Source organism: Plantibacter sp. VKM Ac-2876, from assembly GCF_015350715.1.
GTDB classification, from domain to species: Bacteria; Actinomycetota; Actinomycetes; order Actinomycetales; family Microbacteriaceae; genus Plantibacter; species Plantibacter auratus.
Genome location: NZ_JADKSI010000002.1, coordinates 1,043,690 through 1,059,260, shown reverse-complemented (window position 1 = coordinate 1,059,260; position 15,571 = coordinate 1,043,690). Strand labels below are relative to the sequence as shown.

13 protein-coding genes and 1 tRNA gene are annotated in these 15,571 nt (G+C 70.4%); 9 read left to right on the top strand and 5 right to left on the bottom strand.

Annotated elements, in window-relative coordinates:
* The first annotated feature begins 142 nt into the window (after positions 1–142).
* The 4 genes from ITJ62_RS11385 (at position 143) to ITJ62_RS11370 (ending at position 2,494) form a co-directional block, all read left to right on the top strand.
* Positions 143–640, top strand: coding sequence for an HNH endonuclease (locus ITJ62_RS11385; RefSeq protein ID WP_079001921.1), 498 nt, complete (start codon positions 143–145; stop codon positions 638–640).
* A gap of 25 nt (positions 641–665) precedes the next feature.
* Positions 666–737 (top strand) — tRNA-Arg (locus tag ITJ62_RS11380).
* Positions 738–815: 78 nt separating this feature from the next.
* Entirely contained in the window at positions 816–1,658 is an 843-nt protein-coding gene (locus ITJ62_RS11375; protein WP_194602052.1) for a LysR family transcriptional regulator, read from the top strand.
* Between the two features lie 182 nt (positions 1,659–1,840).
* Positions 1,841–2,494, top strand: a complete 654-nt coding sequence (locus ITJ62_RS11370; RefSeq protein ID WP_137242079.1) for a ScbR family autoregulator-binding transcription factor — start codon at positions 1,841–1,843, stop codon at positions 2,492–2,494.
* 216 nt (positions 2,495–2,710) lie between these two features.
* On the opposite strand, the gene ITJ62_RS11365 is transcribed toward ITJ62_RS11370, so the two are convergent.
* Together ITJ62_RS11365 and ITJ62_RS11360 are read right to left on the bottom strand one after the other, a co-directional pair.
* Positions 2,711–3,382, bottom strand: a complete 672-nt coding sequence (locus ITJ62_RS11365; RefSeq protein WP_194602049.1) for a response regulator — start codon at positions 3,380–3,382, stop codon at positions 2,711–2,713.
* A complete protein-coding gene (locus ITJ62_RS11360) occupies positions 3,382–5,121 on the bottom strand; it encodes an ATP-binding protein (RefSeq protein WP_194602045.1) in 1,740 nt (579 codons plus the stop codon). Before ITJ62_RS11360 ends, ITJ62_RS11365 begins: the two co-directional genes overlap by 1 nt.
* Before the next feature lie 228 nt (positions 5,122–5,349).
* Here ITJ62_RS11360 and ITJ62_RS11355 point away from each other — a divergent pair, with 228 nt between their 5' ends.
* Positions 5,350–6,774, top strand: a complete 1,425-nt coding sequence (locus ITJ62_RS11355; RefSeq protein WP_137242074.1) for a CitMHS family transporter — start codon at positions 5,350–5,352, stop codon at positions 6,772–6,774.
* A 19-nt stretch (positions 6,775–6,793) separates the two neighbouring features.
* Here the strand turns inward: ITJ62_RS11355 and ITJ62_RS19335 are convergent, their stop codons facing one another.
* Entirely contained in the window at positions 6,794–7,291 is a 498-nt protein-coding gene (locus tag ITJ62_RS19335) for a LysM peptidoglycan-binding domain-containing protein (protein WP_168223414.1), read from the bottom strand.
* Between the two features lie 164 nt (positions 7,292–7,455).
* Between ITJ62_RS19335 and ITJ62_RS11345 the strand changes: the two genes are divergently transcribed.
* Positions 7,456–8,490 carry a Gfo/Idh/MocA family protein gene (locus ITJ62_RS11345; protein WP_194602042.1) on the top strand — a complete coding sequence of 345 codons (1,035 nt, stop codon included), beginning with the start codon at positions 7,456–7,458 and terminating at the stop codon, positions 8,488–8,490.
* Here the strand turns inward: ITJ62_RS11345 and ITJ62_RS11340 are convergent.
* On the bottom strand, positions 8,453–9,655 hold the full coding sequence (locus ITJ62_RS11340) for a glycosyltransferase family 4 protein (protein ID WP_370581899.1): 1,203 nt from the start codon (positions 9,653–9,655) through the stop codon (positions 8,453–8,455). The genes ITJ62_RS11345 and ITJ62_RS11340 overlap by 38 nt on opposite strands.
* A gap of 116 nt (positions 9,656–9,771) precedes the next feature.
* Here ITJ62_RS11340 and ITJ62_RS11335 point away from each other — a divergent pair, with 116 nt between their 5' ends.
* The 3 genes from ITJ62_RS11335 to ITJ62_RS11325 all read left to right on the top strand — a co-directional run bounded on the left by ITJ62_RS11335 (position 9,772) and on the right by ITJ62_RS11325 (position 15,055).
* Positions 9,772–10,986, top strand: coding sequence for an ROK family transcriptional regulator (locus tag ITJ62_RS11335; protein ID WP_194602039.1), 1,215 nt, complete (start codon positions 9,772–9,774; stop codon positions 10,984–10,986).
* A 135-nt stretch (positions 10,987–11,121) separates the two neighbouring features.
* Positions 11,122–14,823, top strand: a complete 3,702-nt coding sequence (locus ITJ62_RS11330; RefSeq protein ID WP_228498165.1) for an AAA family ATPase — start codon at positions 11,122–11,124, stop codon at positions 14,821–14,823.
* A gap of 16 nt (positions 14,824–14,839) precedes the next feature.
* On the top strand, positions 14,840–15,055 hold the full coding sequence (locus tag ITJ62_RS11325; RefSeq protein WP_079705393.1) for a hypothetical protein: 216 nt from the start codon (positions 14,840–14,842) through the stop codon (positions 15,053–15,055).
* A gap of 36 nt (positions 15,056–15,091) precedes the next feature.
* On the opposite strand, the gene mscL is transcribed toward ITJ62_RS11325, so the two are convergent.
* Positions 15,092–15,538: a large conductance mechanosensitive channel protein MscL gene (gene mscL, locus ITJ62_RS11320; protein ID WP_194602033.1), complete on the bottom strand. Its 447-nt coding sequence runs from the start codon at positions 15,536–15,538 to the stop codon at positions 15,092–15,094.
* Positions 15,539–15,571 lie beyond the last annotated feature (33 nt).

The following is a 15,571-nucleotide window of genomic DNA, read 5'->3' as shown; positions in this document are numbered from 1 at the left end:
GTGGGTCAAGAGGGTGCTGTCGTCATGACAGTGCCCTTTTTTGTTCCCCGGAAACGACTCGATCCGGCGCGTCACGGACGCTGCAGGTGGTGATCGTCGACCGGTCGCGGCAGCCGTCGTGGCCCTTCGGAAGGGAACGTGCATGCGCACACTGGTGTTGAACGCGGGCTACGAGCCGCTCGCGATCGTCTCGTTCAAGCGGGCCCTCGTGCTCGTGATGCATCACAAGGCGACCGTCGTCGAGATCGACTCCTCGCATCCCGTGGTGGCGACGAGTGGCTCGTTCGATCGGCCGTCGGTCATCCTGCTCACCAGATACGTCCGGATCCCGAACGCCCGCCGGGTGCCCGTGACCCGCCGCGGCGTGCTGCGCCGCGACGGCCACCGCTGCGCCTACTGCGGGAAGGCGGCGACGACGATCGACCACGTGCAGCCGCGCTCGCGCGGGGGTGTGGACAGCTGGGAGAACCTCGTGGCCTGCTGCCTGCGCTGCAACAACGTGAAGGGCGACCGCACGCCGATGGAGATGAACTGGAGCCTCCGGGTCTCACCGGGGACGCCGCACGGCTCGCAGTGGATGGTGCGGGGCGTCGAGCGCTCGGAGCCCGACTGGGAGCAGTACCTGGCGCCTGCCGCCTGAGCGACCGGCTAAACTCGACGGGTCAGCCTCTGTAGCTCAATGGAAGAGCAGTTCCGTCCTAAGGAAAGGGTTGGGGGTTCGAGTCCCTCCAGGGGCACTGCCGGAGGTTCGGCTGTCCACGCGAGCACGGCCTCGCATGTCGGGTAGGGCTGCGAGCACGCCGTAGGCTCGAAGCATGACGCACGACCTCCACCGCCAACTCGAACGCGACGCCATCACCCTTCGTCAGCTGCGGTCGGCCGTGGTCGTGGCGGATGCTCGGACGCTCGGTGCCGCTGCGAACGTGCTTGGGGTCGCACAGCCGAGTCTCGCGCAGCAGCTGCGGCGGCTCGAGGCCGCCCTCGGGGTCGAGCTGTTCAGCGTCCTGGGGGAGGAGTACCGACCGACGCGCGAGGGGCAGCGCTTCCTGTTGAAGGTCCGCACCTTCATCGACGTCGTCGCCGACATGGATCCAGCGTCACCGGCTCGGCACATCCGGGTCGGCCGTCCGCCGACGACGTGGGACGCGGTCGTCTCCGAGGCCGGCCGCCGCATCGACGTCCCAGCGGTCGCCGTCGCGATCGAACCGGTCGAGCAGCTGCACCTCGTCACGACGGGTCGTCTCGACGCCACCATCGTGCGTCTGCCGATCGATCTGCCGGACGGACTCGCCGCCGAGGAGATCGCTGCGCTGCCGCTCGGCGTGGTCATGCGCGCGGCGCACCCGCTGTCGGCGAAGGACGTCATCGAGTGGTCCGATCTCGCCGACCAGGAGCTGCTCCGTCCCGAGCCCGGCAAGGACCCGGCGTACTCGGCGTGGCTGGCCGGCGCACTCGCGGCTCGCGGCTGGTACCCGCGCTCGCTGACGATCGACGCGGGGAACGACACCCTGTTCCTCGATGCCCTGCGCTTCGGTGAGCGACTCGTCGCCCTCCGTCCGGTGGCCGCGATGCGGGAGGGCGACGGCCTGTGCTGGCGGCCGTTCGCCGACGCGCCTGAGCTCCGCGAGCGGTTCGCCCTGGTCACCCGACGCGAGTGAGTCCGCTCGGTCTCGGTCGGTGATGACACCCTCGATGCGCCCTTTTGCGACCCGACCGGGATCTTCTCCCGATCAAGTCGGTCGACTTGTTCCGAATTTCTGCCGCGTTCGACACCGTCTTCTCAGCTCGGAGTGGGTACGCTTATCCCTGAATCGGGGGATGACAGAAGCAGGAAACGCACATGCCCGAACGACGACCACAGCAGCAACGAGGTCATGAACGACGCCAGACCGTCGTCGAAGGTGCCGCCCGCATGTTCGACCGGGTCGGCTACGGACAGGCGAGCCTCTCGGACATCGCCCGCGAGGCGGGGACGACGCAGGGTTCGCTCTACTTCTACTTCCCCTCGAAAGAGGAACTGGCGATCGCCGTCATCAACGAGCAGAGCACACGCTCGATCGCTGCGCTGACCGCGCCGACCACCGCGCCCTCGCCGTTCGGTGGGCTGGTCCAGGCCTCCCGCCTCATCACCGAGCAACTGCTCACCGACCCGATCACCCGTGCCGGCCTGCGGCTGTCCCTCGAGCAGGGCGTCATCCAGGCGCCGACGACCGCGTTCCACGAGCAGTGGATCGCGAGCGTCGAGGAGCGGGTGCAGGCCTCGATCGAGCTCGGTGAATTGCGGTCTCCGCTCGAGCCGGCGGAACTGGCGAGGTCCTTCGTCGCGTTCTTCACCGGGACGCAGCTCATCTCGAACCTGCTGGCCGGCCGGACGGACCTTCTCAACGCGGTCGACACGATGTGGCGGATCCTCATCGCGGCGGTCATCGTCGCGGACCGCCAGGCCGAGGTGCTCGCCGTCCTCGACGCCGCCTTCGACGCGCAGGACGCCTGAGCGGTCGGGTGCACGTTAGGGGGTAGCCCTGACGCATGCGCCGTGAGGTCACCCTAAACTCAATCGGGTGATTAACTCACTTTGCTGATCGTCGTGCGACGACGGATGGATCACGGTGTGCGGGGGCATTCCGCGTTCCATCGGCGAAGAGTTGGTTCACGTGCCGGGCTGGGCGATGTCGTGGGGGGATCGCCCAGCCGACGGCGTGTGGACGCCTCAGCGGCTGACGCCTGGCGGCGCGTATCGATGCTCTGGACGCCCGGTGGTCCCGTACCGCAGCTGCGTCGTCAGGAGACCTCGTGCTGCCAGCGCGGAGAGGTACCGTTGCGCCGTCGCGCGTGAGACGCCGACCAGCTCGGCCACTTCGGCGGCCGAGCGCTCTCCGTCCGCCTCCGACACCGCTTCGAGGACGGCCGTCTCCGTCGCGGACCTCGACCGGGTCGTCGCCCCGGCGTCGCCGGAGTGCAGGATGCGCAGGGCGCGCTCGATCGTCTCCTGGTCGGCGTTCACCGCCTCGCCGAGGACGTTCCGGAACCGGGCGTAGGCGGCGAGCCGGTCCTGGAGTACCTGTGGCGGGAACGGTTTCACCAGGTACCCGAGGGCTCCGGCACGAAGCGCTCGGCGCACGGACGCACCATCAGACGCTGCGGAGACGACGATGGTGTCGATCGGGAGGTCCACCAGGAGCTCGAGCCCGTTCCGATCCGGAAGGTAGCCGTCGAGGAGCACGAGGTCGGGTGGCTCGGCGGCGATGCTCCGCGCGGCCTCGGCTGCCGACCCGGCAGGACTGAGCGCACGGAACCCGTCGACCTCGTCGACGATCCGGCAGTGCAGGCGGGCGACGTGGAAGTCGTCGTCGACGACCAGCACGGTGAGGTCGGCCGCCATCATCCGTCTCCCGCCATGGACGGCGCCGGCTCGACCGTCCCGGGGAGCCGCGCACAGAAGACCGCTCCGTGTTCGCCACGGACGCCGGGGGAGGCCAACCAGACGTCCCCGCCTCGACGACGGGCGATGTCGCGTGAGAGGGGCAGACCGAACCCGTGGCCGTGGACGTCGTCCAGGTCGCCGTGGCCGATGGTCGGGGCAGCGGGTGGAGCGTCGTCCTGGCCGGTCGCCGCGACGCCGTCACCTGAGTCCATCACGGAGCAGTGCAGCTCGGTGCCGTGGTCGAGGACCTCGACCTCCACCCAGGCCGGTCGGACCCGGCCCGCGACGGCCGCGTTCACCGCATTGTCGAGCAGGTTGCCGAGGACGGTGGTCACGTCCTCAGGATCGCACAGGGAGCCGGTGACGAGGGTCTCGGAGCCGATGGTGACCAGCACCCCGCGTTCCGAGGCTTCGACGCCCTTCGCGCCGAGGAAGGCCTGGAGGTAGGGCTCGGTGAGGCGGTCCGCGTGTTGAACGGGGTACTTCAGCGGTCCGTGGTCGAGCACATTGGCGAGATACTCGCGGGCCTCGGCGTCCTGCCCGGTCTCGAGGAGGCCGGAGATCGCGTGCAACCGGTTCGCGAACTCGTGCCGCTGCGCGCGGAGGGCGGTCGTCATCGTCGCGACCGCGTCGAGCCGCCGGGTGAGCGCCTCGACGTCGGTGCGGTCGCGGACGACGACCACCCGCCCGAGGTCGACGCCGTCCCGGGACACGGGCCGGACGTCGACGAACAGGACGCGGGACCCGACGACGAGCTGGGCCGAGGTCGGGGTCGCGGAGTCGTCCGCGACGAGGTCCACCAGTCGCTCGGGCAGGTCGAGGTCGTCGAACCGGCGCCCGACGACCGACCCGATGTCGAGGAGCCTGGCCGCCTGATCGGTGCACACCGTCACGACACCCTCCGGCGAGACACCGAGGACGCCTTCGCCGACGCCGCCGAGGACCGCAGCCTGGTTCTGCACGAGCGCGGCGAGTTCCTCCGGTCCGAGGCCGAGGGTCAGCCGCCGCAGCCGCCGCCGGGTGAGCATCGAAGCGATCAGGCCGATCGTCAGCGCGAGCAGCGCTGCGCCCGCGACCAGCATGGTCTCTCCCACGACGTCGGCGAACACGCGCTGCGGGGCGAACCCGACGCTGATCTCGCCGACGACCTCGCCGGCGCCGGACGAGACCACGGCCCCACCGGTGTCGGAGGACTCTGCGGCGAAGACGGGCACCTTCGCGCGCGCGGACGGGCCGAGGGTGCCGGTCTCCCACGAGACCGACTCCGTCCCGGCCAGGGCCGCCTCCGCACTGGTGCTCACCCGGAGCCCGAGCTGGTCGGGATCGGGGTGCGCCAGACGGATCCCGCGCTCGTCGGTGATGACCACGAAGAGCGCCCCGGTCCGTGTGCCGACCTCCGTGCCGAGCTCCTGCAGGGGACCGGTCCGGAGGTCGGCCGCCGTCGGCGTCCCCGGGGTACGTGCCTCGAGCGTCACGGCGGTGCGGACGTCGGGATCGCTCGCGACACTCTGGGCGATCGCGAGGGCGGTGGACTGGGCTTCGTGCACGAGGCGCTCGCTGCTCATCCAGGCGAACACGCCAGTGCACACGGCGACGACCGCGATGACGACGACCAGCTGCAGCACGAGCACCTGCGCCGCGAAGCTGGAGCGCCCGCCCCGTCGCCGACCTGGCAGCTCCGCTTCCTCGCCGATCATGGCTCTGATCGTACGTCGCCGGGGCGACGGGCGGCGTCGACCGCGTGATGAGCAGAATGCGCAGAAGGAGGTGTAACCCGCAGATCCGAGCCGAACGCCCACAAGCGAGACAGCTCCACGCCACTCCCGTACGGTTCCGGGAACGCCCGCCGCGCTCGGTCCATCGCCCGTGTCGCCGCGCGGCGTCCCGTCGTGCACACCGCAGTGCACGCAGACGAAGGAGTCGACATGCTGGTCATTCTCGGATTCGCGATGATCCTCACCTTCATGGTGCTGATCATGACGAAGCGCCTCACCCCGATGGTGGCGCTCATCATCGTCCCCACGGTCTTCGGGCTGTTCGCCGGCGCCGGACTCGGGCTCGGCGACATGGTCATCGAGGCGATCGGCAGCCTCGCTCCGACCGCCGCCCTGTTGATGTTCGCGATCATGTACTTCGGGATCATGATCGACGTCGGGCTCTTCGACCCGCTCGTGCGGTTCATCGTCCGTGCGCTGGGCAACGACCCGGCGAAGATCGTCGTCGGTACGGCCCTCCTGGCGGGCGCGGTGTCACTCGACGGCGACGGGTCGACGACCTTCATCGTGACGACCGCCGCGATGCTGCCGATCTACCTGCGGCTCGGCATGAACCCGGTCGTCCTCACCTGCGTCGCCGGGCTCGCGAACGGCACGCTCAACATCGTCCCGTGGGGTGGGCCGACCGTCCGCGCCGCCTCGGCCCTGGGCGTCTCGCCCACCGAGATCTTCGTCCCGATGCTGCCGTCGCTCGCCGCCGGCCTCGTCCTCGTGTTCGCCTTCGCCTGGTTCCTGGGGCTGGGGGAGCGCAAGCGCCTCGCGGGCGTCGACCTCCTCGGCGATGGTGCCTCCGGCGTCGCAGCACCGGCTTCGGGTTCCGGGCCCGCCGACCACCCGCTCACCGGTGGCATGTCGACGACCTTCTCGACCAGTGCCCGTGGGCGCCTCGCGACCCTCGTCCGCCCCGACGACACGGCCATGGCAGACACGATGCTCGACCCCGAGCGCGACACCCTGCGCCCGCGACTCATCTGGGTGAACCTCGTGCTCACGGTCGCGGTCATGACGTTGCTCGTGCTCGACCTCGTCCCGTTGCCCTACGTGTTCATGGTCGGAACCGCCATCGCCCTCCTGGTGAACTTCCCGAGGCTCGCGCAGCAGTCCAAGGAGATCGTCGCCCACGCGCCGAGCATCGTCGGGGTCGTCTCGATGGTGCTCGCGGCCGGCGTGCTGATCGGTGTCCTCAACGGGACCGGCATGGTCACCGCGATGGCCGACTGGATCGTCGACATCATCCCGACGGAGCTCGGGCCGTTCCTCGCGGTCATCACCGGGGTGCTCAGCATCCCGATGACGTTCTTCATGAGCAACGACGCGTTCTACTTCGGCATCCTGCCGGTGCTGGCCGAGAGCGCATCGACCTTCGGCATCGAACCGGTCGAGATGGCGCGCGCGTCGATCACCGGTCAGCCGGTCCACCTGCAGAGCCCGCTCGTGCCGGCCATCCTCCTGCTCGTCTCGCTCGCCAGCGTGAACCTCGGCGACCACCACAAGAAGGTCCTGTGGCGCGCCGCGATCGTCTCACTCGTGATGCTGGTCGTCGGCGTGCTCGTCGGCACCATCCCGTTCGGCTGACATCGGCGGGCACCGAGGCTCAACGCGTGGTCGTCCAGTCGAGGTTGACGATGTCGCCGATGTAGATGTCGAGTCCGAGGCCGGGGATCGACGGGTTCATGCGGAGCAACTGCTGCTGCGGCAGGTCGAAGCGCTGTGCGATGTCGAAGAACACGTCGCCGGCGACCACCGTGTAGGTGAGCGGGTTGCCATCGGCATCCGTGACGACCGGGCCGAGCGCTCCGTCCCGCGGCCCGAGGTCGAACGCGGGGCCCTCCGGAAGCGGTTCCGCCGGTTCCGCCGGCGCGTTCGGCACGATCGGCGCCGGTTCAGGTGGCAGGGCGTCGCGCGCAGTGGAGGTGGGCACCGGGGCGACCGAGGGTGACGGGTCCGGCTGCTGGGTGACGACGACCGTCACCGGAGGCGGGGCCGGCTCCGAGACGCAACCGCTCAGGGCGAGGAGACCGACGACGCCGATCGCGAGGTTCCGGGCGTGCGACAGCGCACGACGACGTCCGGTCGATTCCTTCGGCCCCACAACGCATCCCCCCAGGATGGACCAGGCCCTCAGCGCGGTCGGCGGGGCTCGGTCGAACCCTCAGCCTACGGCGAGGCGCCGCGAGCCCGAGCAGGGCTAACCCCGAAATCCCGAGCGCAGGAGGCCCTCCAGTAGGCTGCTGGAACGCGCATCGAAGGAGAGCCATGACGGAGCACGACATCGACCGGACCGGAACGGGAACCCCAGCGGCAGGCCCGTCCACCGGCTTGCGATGGGGCATCCTCGGCCCCGCCGGCGTCGCGAAGAGCTTCACCGCCGACCTCCGACGGCACGGCTTCGACGTCCGGGCCGTCGCCTCGCGCTCCGCCGAGACCGCCGCCGCGTTCGCCGCCGAGTTCGACATCCCGAACGTCCACGTGGGGTACGAGGCGCTCGCCGCCGACCCCGAGGTCGACGTGATCTACATCGCGACCCCGCACCCGTTCCACGCCGAGCAGGCGGTGCTGGCGCTCGACGCCGGGAAGCACGTCCTCATCGAGAAGCCCTTCACCCTCAACGCCGCCGAGGCGCAGGCGGTCGTGGCGCTCGCCGCGGAGCGCGGCCTGGTCGTCCTCGAGGCGATGTGGACCCGGTTCCTCCCGCACATGGTCCGGCTCCGCGAGCTGCTTGCCGACGGTGTCATCGGACAGCCGCGCAGCCTCGTCGCCGATCACACCCAGCTGCTCTCGGACGACCCGGAGCACCGCATGAACAACCTCGAGCTGGGCGGCGGCGCGCTGCTCGACCTCGGCGTGTACCCGGTCTCCTTCGCGTCGTCCGTCTTCGGGACCCCGACGACGATCCAGGCCACGGCCGCGCTCCGCGACACGGGGGCGGACATGCAGGTCGCGACCCTCTTCGGCTACGCGGACGGCCAGGTGGCGAACACCCTGTCGGCGAGCAACACCGTCGGCCCGAACCGCGCGGCCATCGTCGGCACCGACGGCTGGATCGAGTTCGACCGCGTCTGGTACACGGCGACGACCTTCCGGGTGTTCGGCACCGACGGCGAGGTCGTGGAGACCTACCGCTCCGAAGTGGACGGCCGTGGGATGCACTTCCAGGCGTGGGAGCTCGAACGGCTCGCCTCCGAGGGCCGGCTCTCCGGCGGCATCATGCCGCTCGCCGAGACGGTCGCGATCATGGAGACCCTCGACGAGGTCAGGCGCCAGATCGGCGTCCGGTACCCGGGCGAGTGACCCGAGGCGCCTGAACACGCGGGTCGAGACCGCTCCGTCGTGCCCGAGCGCCCTCGTGCAACTCGATGGCGTCGCTGTAGTGCCCGATCAGGGCGCTGCTGACGCTCTTCCAACTGCGCGGCAGGACGCCTGCCCGAGCTGCGGCACCGAACGCCGCCCGCTTCACCTCGTCGCCAACGAGGTCCTGGACGAACCCGCGCAGCTGTTCGAGCCTGCCGGGTTCGTAGAGCCACCCGGTGCGGCTGGAGTCGACGAGGTCGACCGGCCCACCTCGACCGGTCGCGACCACGGGTACCCCGGAGGCCATCGCCTCCTGGATGGTCTGGCAGAAGGTCTCCGACTCGCCGGGGTGGACGAACACGTCCAGCCCCGCCATCGCGACCGCCAGCTCCTCGCCGCCCAGGAATCCGGTGAAGACCGCGTTCGGGAGTCGCTGTTCGAGCGAGGCGCGCAGCGGCCCCTCGCCGACGATGACGAGCTTCACGCCCGGGATTCCGCCGAGCACCGCGAGGTCCTCGACCTGCTTCTCGGCCGCGAGTCGACCGACGTAGCCCACGATCCGTTCGCCGCCGGGAGCGACGGAACGACGCCAGGCCTCGCTGCGCCGCTCCGGGGAGAACCGCACGGCATCGACGCCGCGCACCCACAGGCGGACCCGCGGGATGGCGTGCGCCTCCAGCTGAGCGATCGACTGCCGTGACGGCGCGAGCGTGAGCGTCGACCGGCCGTGGAGGCGCTCGACGTGCTGCCACAGCAACGCTTCGGCGACCGGGAACCCGTACCGTCCGGCGTAGGCCGGGATGTCGGTCTGGTACACGGCGACGGTCGGGACGCCCAGGCGCTCGGCGGCCTGGACACCGCGCCAGCCGAGGACGAACGGCGAGGCCAGGTGCACCACGTCGGGGCGGAAGCCGCGGAGGAGCTCCGTGATCCGGCCGACCCCGCCGGCGGCGACCCGCACGTTCCGGTAGCGGGGGAGCGGGATCGACGGCACGCCGTCCACCCGGAAGCCCTCGTGGAGCCGCGGCGTCGAGGCTCCGGCGCCGGGGGCGATGACGAGCACCTCGTCCCCTCGGTCCGCGAAGTGCTCCATGATGCGGAGCAGGGAGTGGGTGACGCCGTTCATCTGCGGCAGGAACGACTCGGTCACTATTGCGATCCTCACACCCATGATGCTCCGCGTCGTACGGGTCGCAGCGGTGCCCGGCGGGCGACGTGTCGGTGACCATCGGGTGACATCGCGGTGCCGCACGATGAGGCGCAGCCTGCTTTACTTATCCCATGAGTGCTGGTGGATTCGGAAGCAGCGGCGGGATCGCGTCGGAGCGGATCGAATCCTTCTCCTACACTCCGGCGCGGCGGCTGCGGCCGAACGCGAAGGTCCTGCCGGAACACGCCCGTGGTCATAACCGGGCGCTCGTCCTCCAGACCCTCTTCGCCAGCGGTGCCATGAGTCGCGCCGACATCGCCCGAGCCACCGGCCTGACCCGGGTGAGTATCTCCGACCTCGTCGCCTCGCTCATCGCGGACAACCTCATCGTCGAGGTCGGCCTCCGCGAGACCTCTCGCCCGGGCAAGCCCGCCACGCTCATCGACATCAACCGCGACGAGTTCCAGATCGTCGGCCTCGACCTCTCCGACACCGAGGTGTTCAGAGGTGCTGTGCTGACCCTCGACGGTGAGGTCGTGACGATGCTCGAGGTGCCGCTCGACGGTGCCACGGGGGTCGACGCGATAGCGAAGGCCGTCGCGCTCGCCGCAGACCTCGTCGAGGAGGCGACGGTCGAGGTGCTCGGCATCGGGGTCGGTTCGCCCGGCGTCGTCGACATGACCGGCACGGTCCGCAGCGCCCCGAACCTCGGCTGGACCGACGTCGACCTCCAGGGCGCGATCGAGCAGGTCGCCCAGGTGCCGGTCCTCGTCGCGAACGACGCCAATGCCGCGGTGCTCGCGGAGTACAGCTTCGGTGGGGCGGACGGCGACCTCATGCTCGTGAGCGTCGGGAACGGCGTCGGGGCGGGGCTGCTCGTGGGCGGCCACCCGCTCTTCGGGAGCCGGTTCGCCGCCGGTGAGATCGGCCACGTGGTCGTCGGCACCGACGGCGGGCCGCTGTGCGCCTGCGGGAAGCGGGGGTGTCTCGAGGCCTGGCTCGCCGTGCCGCACCTGCGTGAGCTCCTCGCGGCGGCCGAGGCGAGCGATCTTCCCGCCGCTGAGGTCGAGCAGCGTCGCGAGGAGATCCTCCGCGCCGCGGGGGAGCGCCTCGGTGTCTCGCTCGCCGCGATCGTCGGTGCGCTGAACCTCTCGGAGATCGTGGTGAGCGGCCCGGAGGAGTTGCTCGCCGGCGTGCTCCTCGACGCGGCGATCGAGACCGTGCGGGCGCGCACGATGACCGAGTTCCACGGCGGCGTGCAGATCCGGATGAGCGAGCAGGGCGCCGACATCGTCCTGCGCGGCACCGCGGTGATGGTGCTCTCCGGCCTCCTCGGCGTCTCCTGACCGTCGGACGACCCGCGCGTCGCACATTTCCTCGGCGGACTCGGCGAAAAACCGCACCGCTTCCCGGTGTTTCCACTACCGGGCACGTATGGTGCAAGTGTGTGGCGGCTAGAGAAGAGACGGGATGACGGCGACGTGACGTCCGGAGTCGAACGGGAAGCAGCGGAGGCGCAACTCCGCGAGGGTCCCGTGGCGGCATCGGCAGGCGTGGTCGACACGGCGCTGCACGCCTGGCGTCAGCAGCTCAGCACGGTCGGCGGCCCCTCGCCGCTGCTCCATTTCGTGGACGCCCCGACGACCCGGGTGGAGCTCAGCTCGACGCATCCCGGTGGTCTGCCGCAGTTCATCTCGGGCAAGTCGACGCTGCTGTCGAACCTCATCCGCGACGAGATCGCGCTCCGCGGTGCGAAGCGCGCCGCCGACCGCATCACGACGAAGGGCATCGAGCTCTCCACCGTCCGCGGCATCGACGCCGTCCACCTCGCCGTCGGTCTCGCCCAGTGGACGCATCAGGGTGAGGACTTCAGCGCGCCGGTCCTGCTCCGGCCGCTGGCCATCCGCCGGTACGGTCGCGACTACGAGGTCAAGCTGCGCGGCGCCACGACCGCGAACCCGGAACTCGTCCGCGCCCTCCGCGAGCAGTTCGGCATCGTCCTCGATCCTGACGAGTTCGTCGCGCTGAGCGAATCGGGTGGGGTCTTCAAGCCGCAGCCCGTCATCGACCGCCTCCGCTCGCTCGCCGCCGGGCTCGAGTGGTTCACCGTCCAGCCGCGTCTGCTCGTCTCCTCGTTCGCCGCCGTCGGTCACTCCCTGCTCGACGACGCCGCCAAGCTCGACCACCCGATCCTCGACGCCGTCGCCGGCGACGAGGGTGCGGTCGGCCTCGTCCGCAGCAGCTTCACGCCCGTCGACGCGCCGGGCCAGGACGACCGCCCGCCGTCGACCGACACCCTCCTGCTCGACGCGGACGTCGAGCAGGAGAACGTCATCGCGCAGATCGGTGCCGGCAACTCGCTCGTCGTCACGACGCTTCCGGGCACGGGCGGCACGCAGACCATCGTGAACGCGATCGGCGTGCTCGCGTCGCAGCACAAGCGCGTCCTCGTCGTCAGCCCCCGCCGCTCCACGCTCGAGGGCATCCGCCACCGCCTGACCAAGGTCGGTCTGCCCGGTCTGTGCGCGTCGCCGTCGACCCTCCGCCGCGACCTCATCCAGGCGATCACGCGCAACGAGCGCGCGATCCCGCCGCAGGTCGGCGAGGTCGACGACGCGCTCGTCCGGCTGCGTCGGGTCCTCATCGACTACCGCACCTCGCTGCAGGCGAAGGACCCCGATCTGCGGGTCTCGGTCATCGACGCGCTCGAAGCGCTCTCGAAGCTCTCCAAGCTGCCGCACCCTCCGGGAACCCTCGTCCGGCTCGACCGCCAGACGCTCGTCGGGCTCGCAGCGGGCCGCTCCCGCGCGGCGGAGGCGCTCGAAGGCGCGGCCGCACTCGGTGAGTTCCGCTACGGACCGGGCGACTCGCCCTGGTACGGCGCGTCGTTCGACACGACCGCGGAAGCCCAGGAGACCCACGACCTCGCCAAACGCCTGCACCGCAAGGACCTGCCGCAGTTGCTGGAGCGTGCGTACGGCCTCATCGGGCAGACGCAGATGCGGCCGTTCGAGTCCATCGACGAGCTGGGCATCTACCTGCGACTCCTCGCGGACATCCGTGAGACGCTCGACCGCTTCCAGCCCGACGTCTTCGACCGGTCGCTCGCCGACCTCATCGTCGCCACGAGCCCGCGGAAGGACTCCGCCGCGATGTCGTCGGCGAGCCGTCGGCGACTGAAGGCCCTGGCCAAGGAGTACCTGCGGCCCGGCGCACACGTGCCCGACATGAACGCCGCCCTCCGTCGGATCCAGCAGCAGCGCACCCTGTGGCAGCGCTATGTGACGACCGGTGCGCCGCCCGAGGTGCCGCTCGGCATCGCGGACGTCGAGCAGGCGTACCAGACGGTCGCCGCGAAGCTCGAGCTGGTCGACCAGCCGCTCGGCATCGCCGACACCCCGGACCGCCTCGGACGCCTCGCGATCCCGAGTCTCGTCCGTACGATCTCCGAACTCGCCGCCGAGTCGGAGGTCCTCCACAACCTCCAGGAGCGCACCGCGATCCTCGCCGGCCTGCGCGAGCAGGGTCTCGGCGAGCTCATCGTCGACCTGTCCCAGCGGCACGTGCCGCGGACGCGCCTCGCCGACGAGCTCGAACTCGCCTGGTGGCAGTCGATGCTCGAACTCGTGCTCACCGAGGATCGCGGTCTGCTCGGCGCCAACACGAGCGTCGTCGAGCGTCTCGAGTCCGACTTCCGGCTGGTGGACGAGGCGCACGCCTCCGCCTCCGGGCAGCTCCTCGCCTCGCTGCTGGCCGACACCTGGAAGATCGGGCTCGTCGACCACGCCACGGAAGGCATGGCGCTCCGTTCGCTCCTCAAGCGCGATCGACCGCTCCGAGCGGCTGAGCTCGAGCAGGCGGCACCCACCCTGTCGCGCGTCCTCGCTCCGGTCTGGCTCGTCTCGCCGTACGAGGTGCCTCGCATCCCCGAGAGCGCGTCCTTCGACGCCGTCTTCCTCGTCGACGCGGGGGCGACGCTCCTCGCCGAGAACGTGGACGCCATCCGTCGTGCGCGTCAGGTCGTCGCCTTCGGTGACCCCGTCACGCAGAGTCCTTCGCCCTTCGAGATCCGTCTGACGGATCAGGAGGCGACGCCCGAGCAGCACGCCGACATCGCCGAGCTGCACCGTGAGTCCGCGCTCGAACAGCTGAGCTCCGTCCTGCCGACCCTCATGCTCACGCGCTCCTACCGCGCGGGAGGCGAGGACCTCGCAGAACTCGTCAACGAGCGGTTCTACGGTGGCCAGATCGACTCCCTGCCCTGGGCGGGTTCGTTCCTGGGCCACGGCAGCCTGAGCCTCGACTACGTGCCCGGCGGGCTCGGCATGCCCGACCCGGTCACCGGAGCGGTGGAGAGTGTCGACGTCGAGGTCGAACGGGTCGTGGAACTCGTCCTCGAGCACGCCTCGAACCGACCGAAGGAATCCCTGATGGTCGTGACCGCGAGCGACAAGCACGCGGTCCGGGTCCAGCAGGCGGTCCTCGCAGCGTTCTCCCGTCGTGCCGACCTCTCCGACTTCCTCCTGCGCGAGCGGGCTGAACCGTTCACCGTCCTGACGCTCGAGCAGTCCGTGGCCGAGAGCCGCGACCGCGTCATCTTCTCGATCGGGTACGGCCTCACACCGCACGGACGGGTCCTGTCCGACTTCGGCGCGCTGGGTCAGCCCGGCGGCGACCGGCTGCTCGCGGTCGGCATGACGCGCGCACGGCGGTCCATGGTGATCGTCTCGTGCGTCCGCCCCGAGGACCTCGACCAGAACCGGATCCAGCACGGCATCCTCGCGCTCGCACGCATCCTCACGGACACGTCGCGACGCGCCTCCGAGGATCAGGCGACGCACGAGGCTGAGCCGATGCTCGTCGACCTCGCGACGCGCCTGGAGACGCTCGGGATGCGGGTCGACATGGGCTACCGCGGCAAGCTCGCCCTGGTCGCCTCGTGGGGTGGCCGAGCCGTCGTCGTCGAGTGCGACGAGGAACTGGGTGACGCGAGCCTCCGGGAGTCGCTGCGGCTCCGGCCCGACGTCCTGCGCCGCCTCGGCTGGCACTACGTCCGTGTCCACAGCTTCGACCTCTTCGCCGACGCCGAGGCGGTCGCGCAGCGCGTGGCAGGCGTCCTCGGGCTCAACACCACCGAGCACCTCGACACCGCGCCGATCGCCGTGCAGGTCCCACGCCACTGATGGTCGGACACTGATCATGCAGGACGATCAGGAGCCACGGATCGTCCGTCCCCGAGGATCGAGGCGGGCGATCCGGCCCGGTGCTCCCGGGACGGATCCCGCGCCGCAGCTGCCGGCCGATCCCGTCAAGGCGGCGGAGGACACCGACGCCGCCTGGGGTGGCACAGCCAAACCCGCTGGCGGCGGTGGCAACGACGACGAGCTGCAACGCAACGTCCCGCCCCACTGGTGAGCGGCACGGGACGTCGGTGTTGCTGAACGAGCCGGACTAGCGGCCGTCGGTCGTGTCGTCGCGTGCGGGCGGCAGCGGAGCGCTCGTGCCCGTCTTCAGGACGTCGCGGATCTCGGTGAGGAGCGACAGCTCACTCGGTGCTGCCGGCTCGTCGGCGACGGTCGGCTTGGTGGTCACGCGCTTGAAGTGGTTCATCGGCAGCACGATGACGAAGTAGACGACGGCGGCAATGAGGATGAACTGGATCGCCGCACCGAGGAACGCACCGAACTGGAGCTTCGCAGTCGCGCCGGCGAGCGTCGGGATTTCGACGATGAAGGCGTCCTTCAAGCTTTCCGCCTTGAAGAGCGCCCCGAGCAGCGGGTTGAAGATGTTCTCGACGAGCGAGTTGACGATGGCGGTGAACGCGGCCCCGATCACGACGGCCACGGCCAGGTCGATCACGTTGCCGCGGAGGATGAACTCCTTGAAGCCTTTGAGCATGGGGTCTCCCTGAGGATCGGGGATGGGCAGGAC

What these genes read in the sequence shown, in the direction of transcription:
- ITJ62_RS11385 (WP_079001921.1), top strand. Translation starts at nt 143, where the DNA reads ATGCGCACACTGGTGTTGAACGCGGGCTACGAGCCGCTCGCGATCGTC.
- ITJ62_RS11375 (WP_194602052.1), top strand. Translation starts at nt 816, where the DNA reads ATGACGCACGACCTCCACCGCCAACTCGAACGCGACGCCATCACCCTT.
- ITJ62_RS11370 (WP_137242079.1), top strand. Translation starts at nt 1,841, where the DNA reads ATGCCCGAACGACGACCACAGCAGCAACGAGGTCATGAACGACGCCAG.
- ITJ62_RS11365 (WP_194602049.1), bottom strand. Translation starts at nt 3,382, where the DNA reads ATGGCGGCCGACCTCACCGTGCTGGTCGTCGACGACGACTTCCACGTC.
- ITJ62_RS11360 (WP_194602045.1), bottom strand. Translation starts at nt 5,121, where the DNA reads ATGATCGGCGAGGAAGCGGAGCTGCCAGGTCGGCGACGGGGCGGGCGC.
- ITJ62_RS11355 (WP_137242074.1), top strand. Translation starts at nt 5,350, where the DNA reads ATGCTGGTCATTCTCGGATTCGCGATGATCCTCACCTTCATGGTGCTG.
- ITJ62_RS11345 (WP_194602042.1), top strand. Translation starts at nt 7,456, where the DNA reads ATGACGGAGCACGACATCGACCGGACCGGAACGGGAACCCCAGCGGCA.
- ITJ62_RS11335 (WP_194602039.1), top strand. Translation starts at nt 9,772, where the DNA reads ATGAGTGCTGGTGGATTCGGAAGCAGCGGCGGGATCGCGTCGGAGCGG.
- ITJ62_RS11325 (WP_079705393.1), top strand. Translation starts at nt 14,840, where the DNA reads ATGCAGGACGATCAGGAGCCACGGATCGTCCGTCCCCGAGGATCGAGG.
- mscL (WP_194602033.1), bottom strand. Translation starts at nt 15,538, where the DNA reads ATGCTCAAAGGCTTCAAGGAGTTCATCCTCCGCGGCAACGTGATCGAC.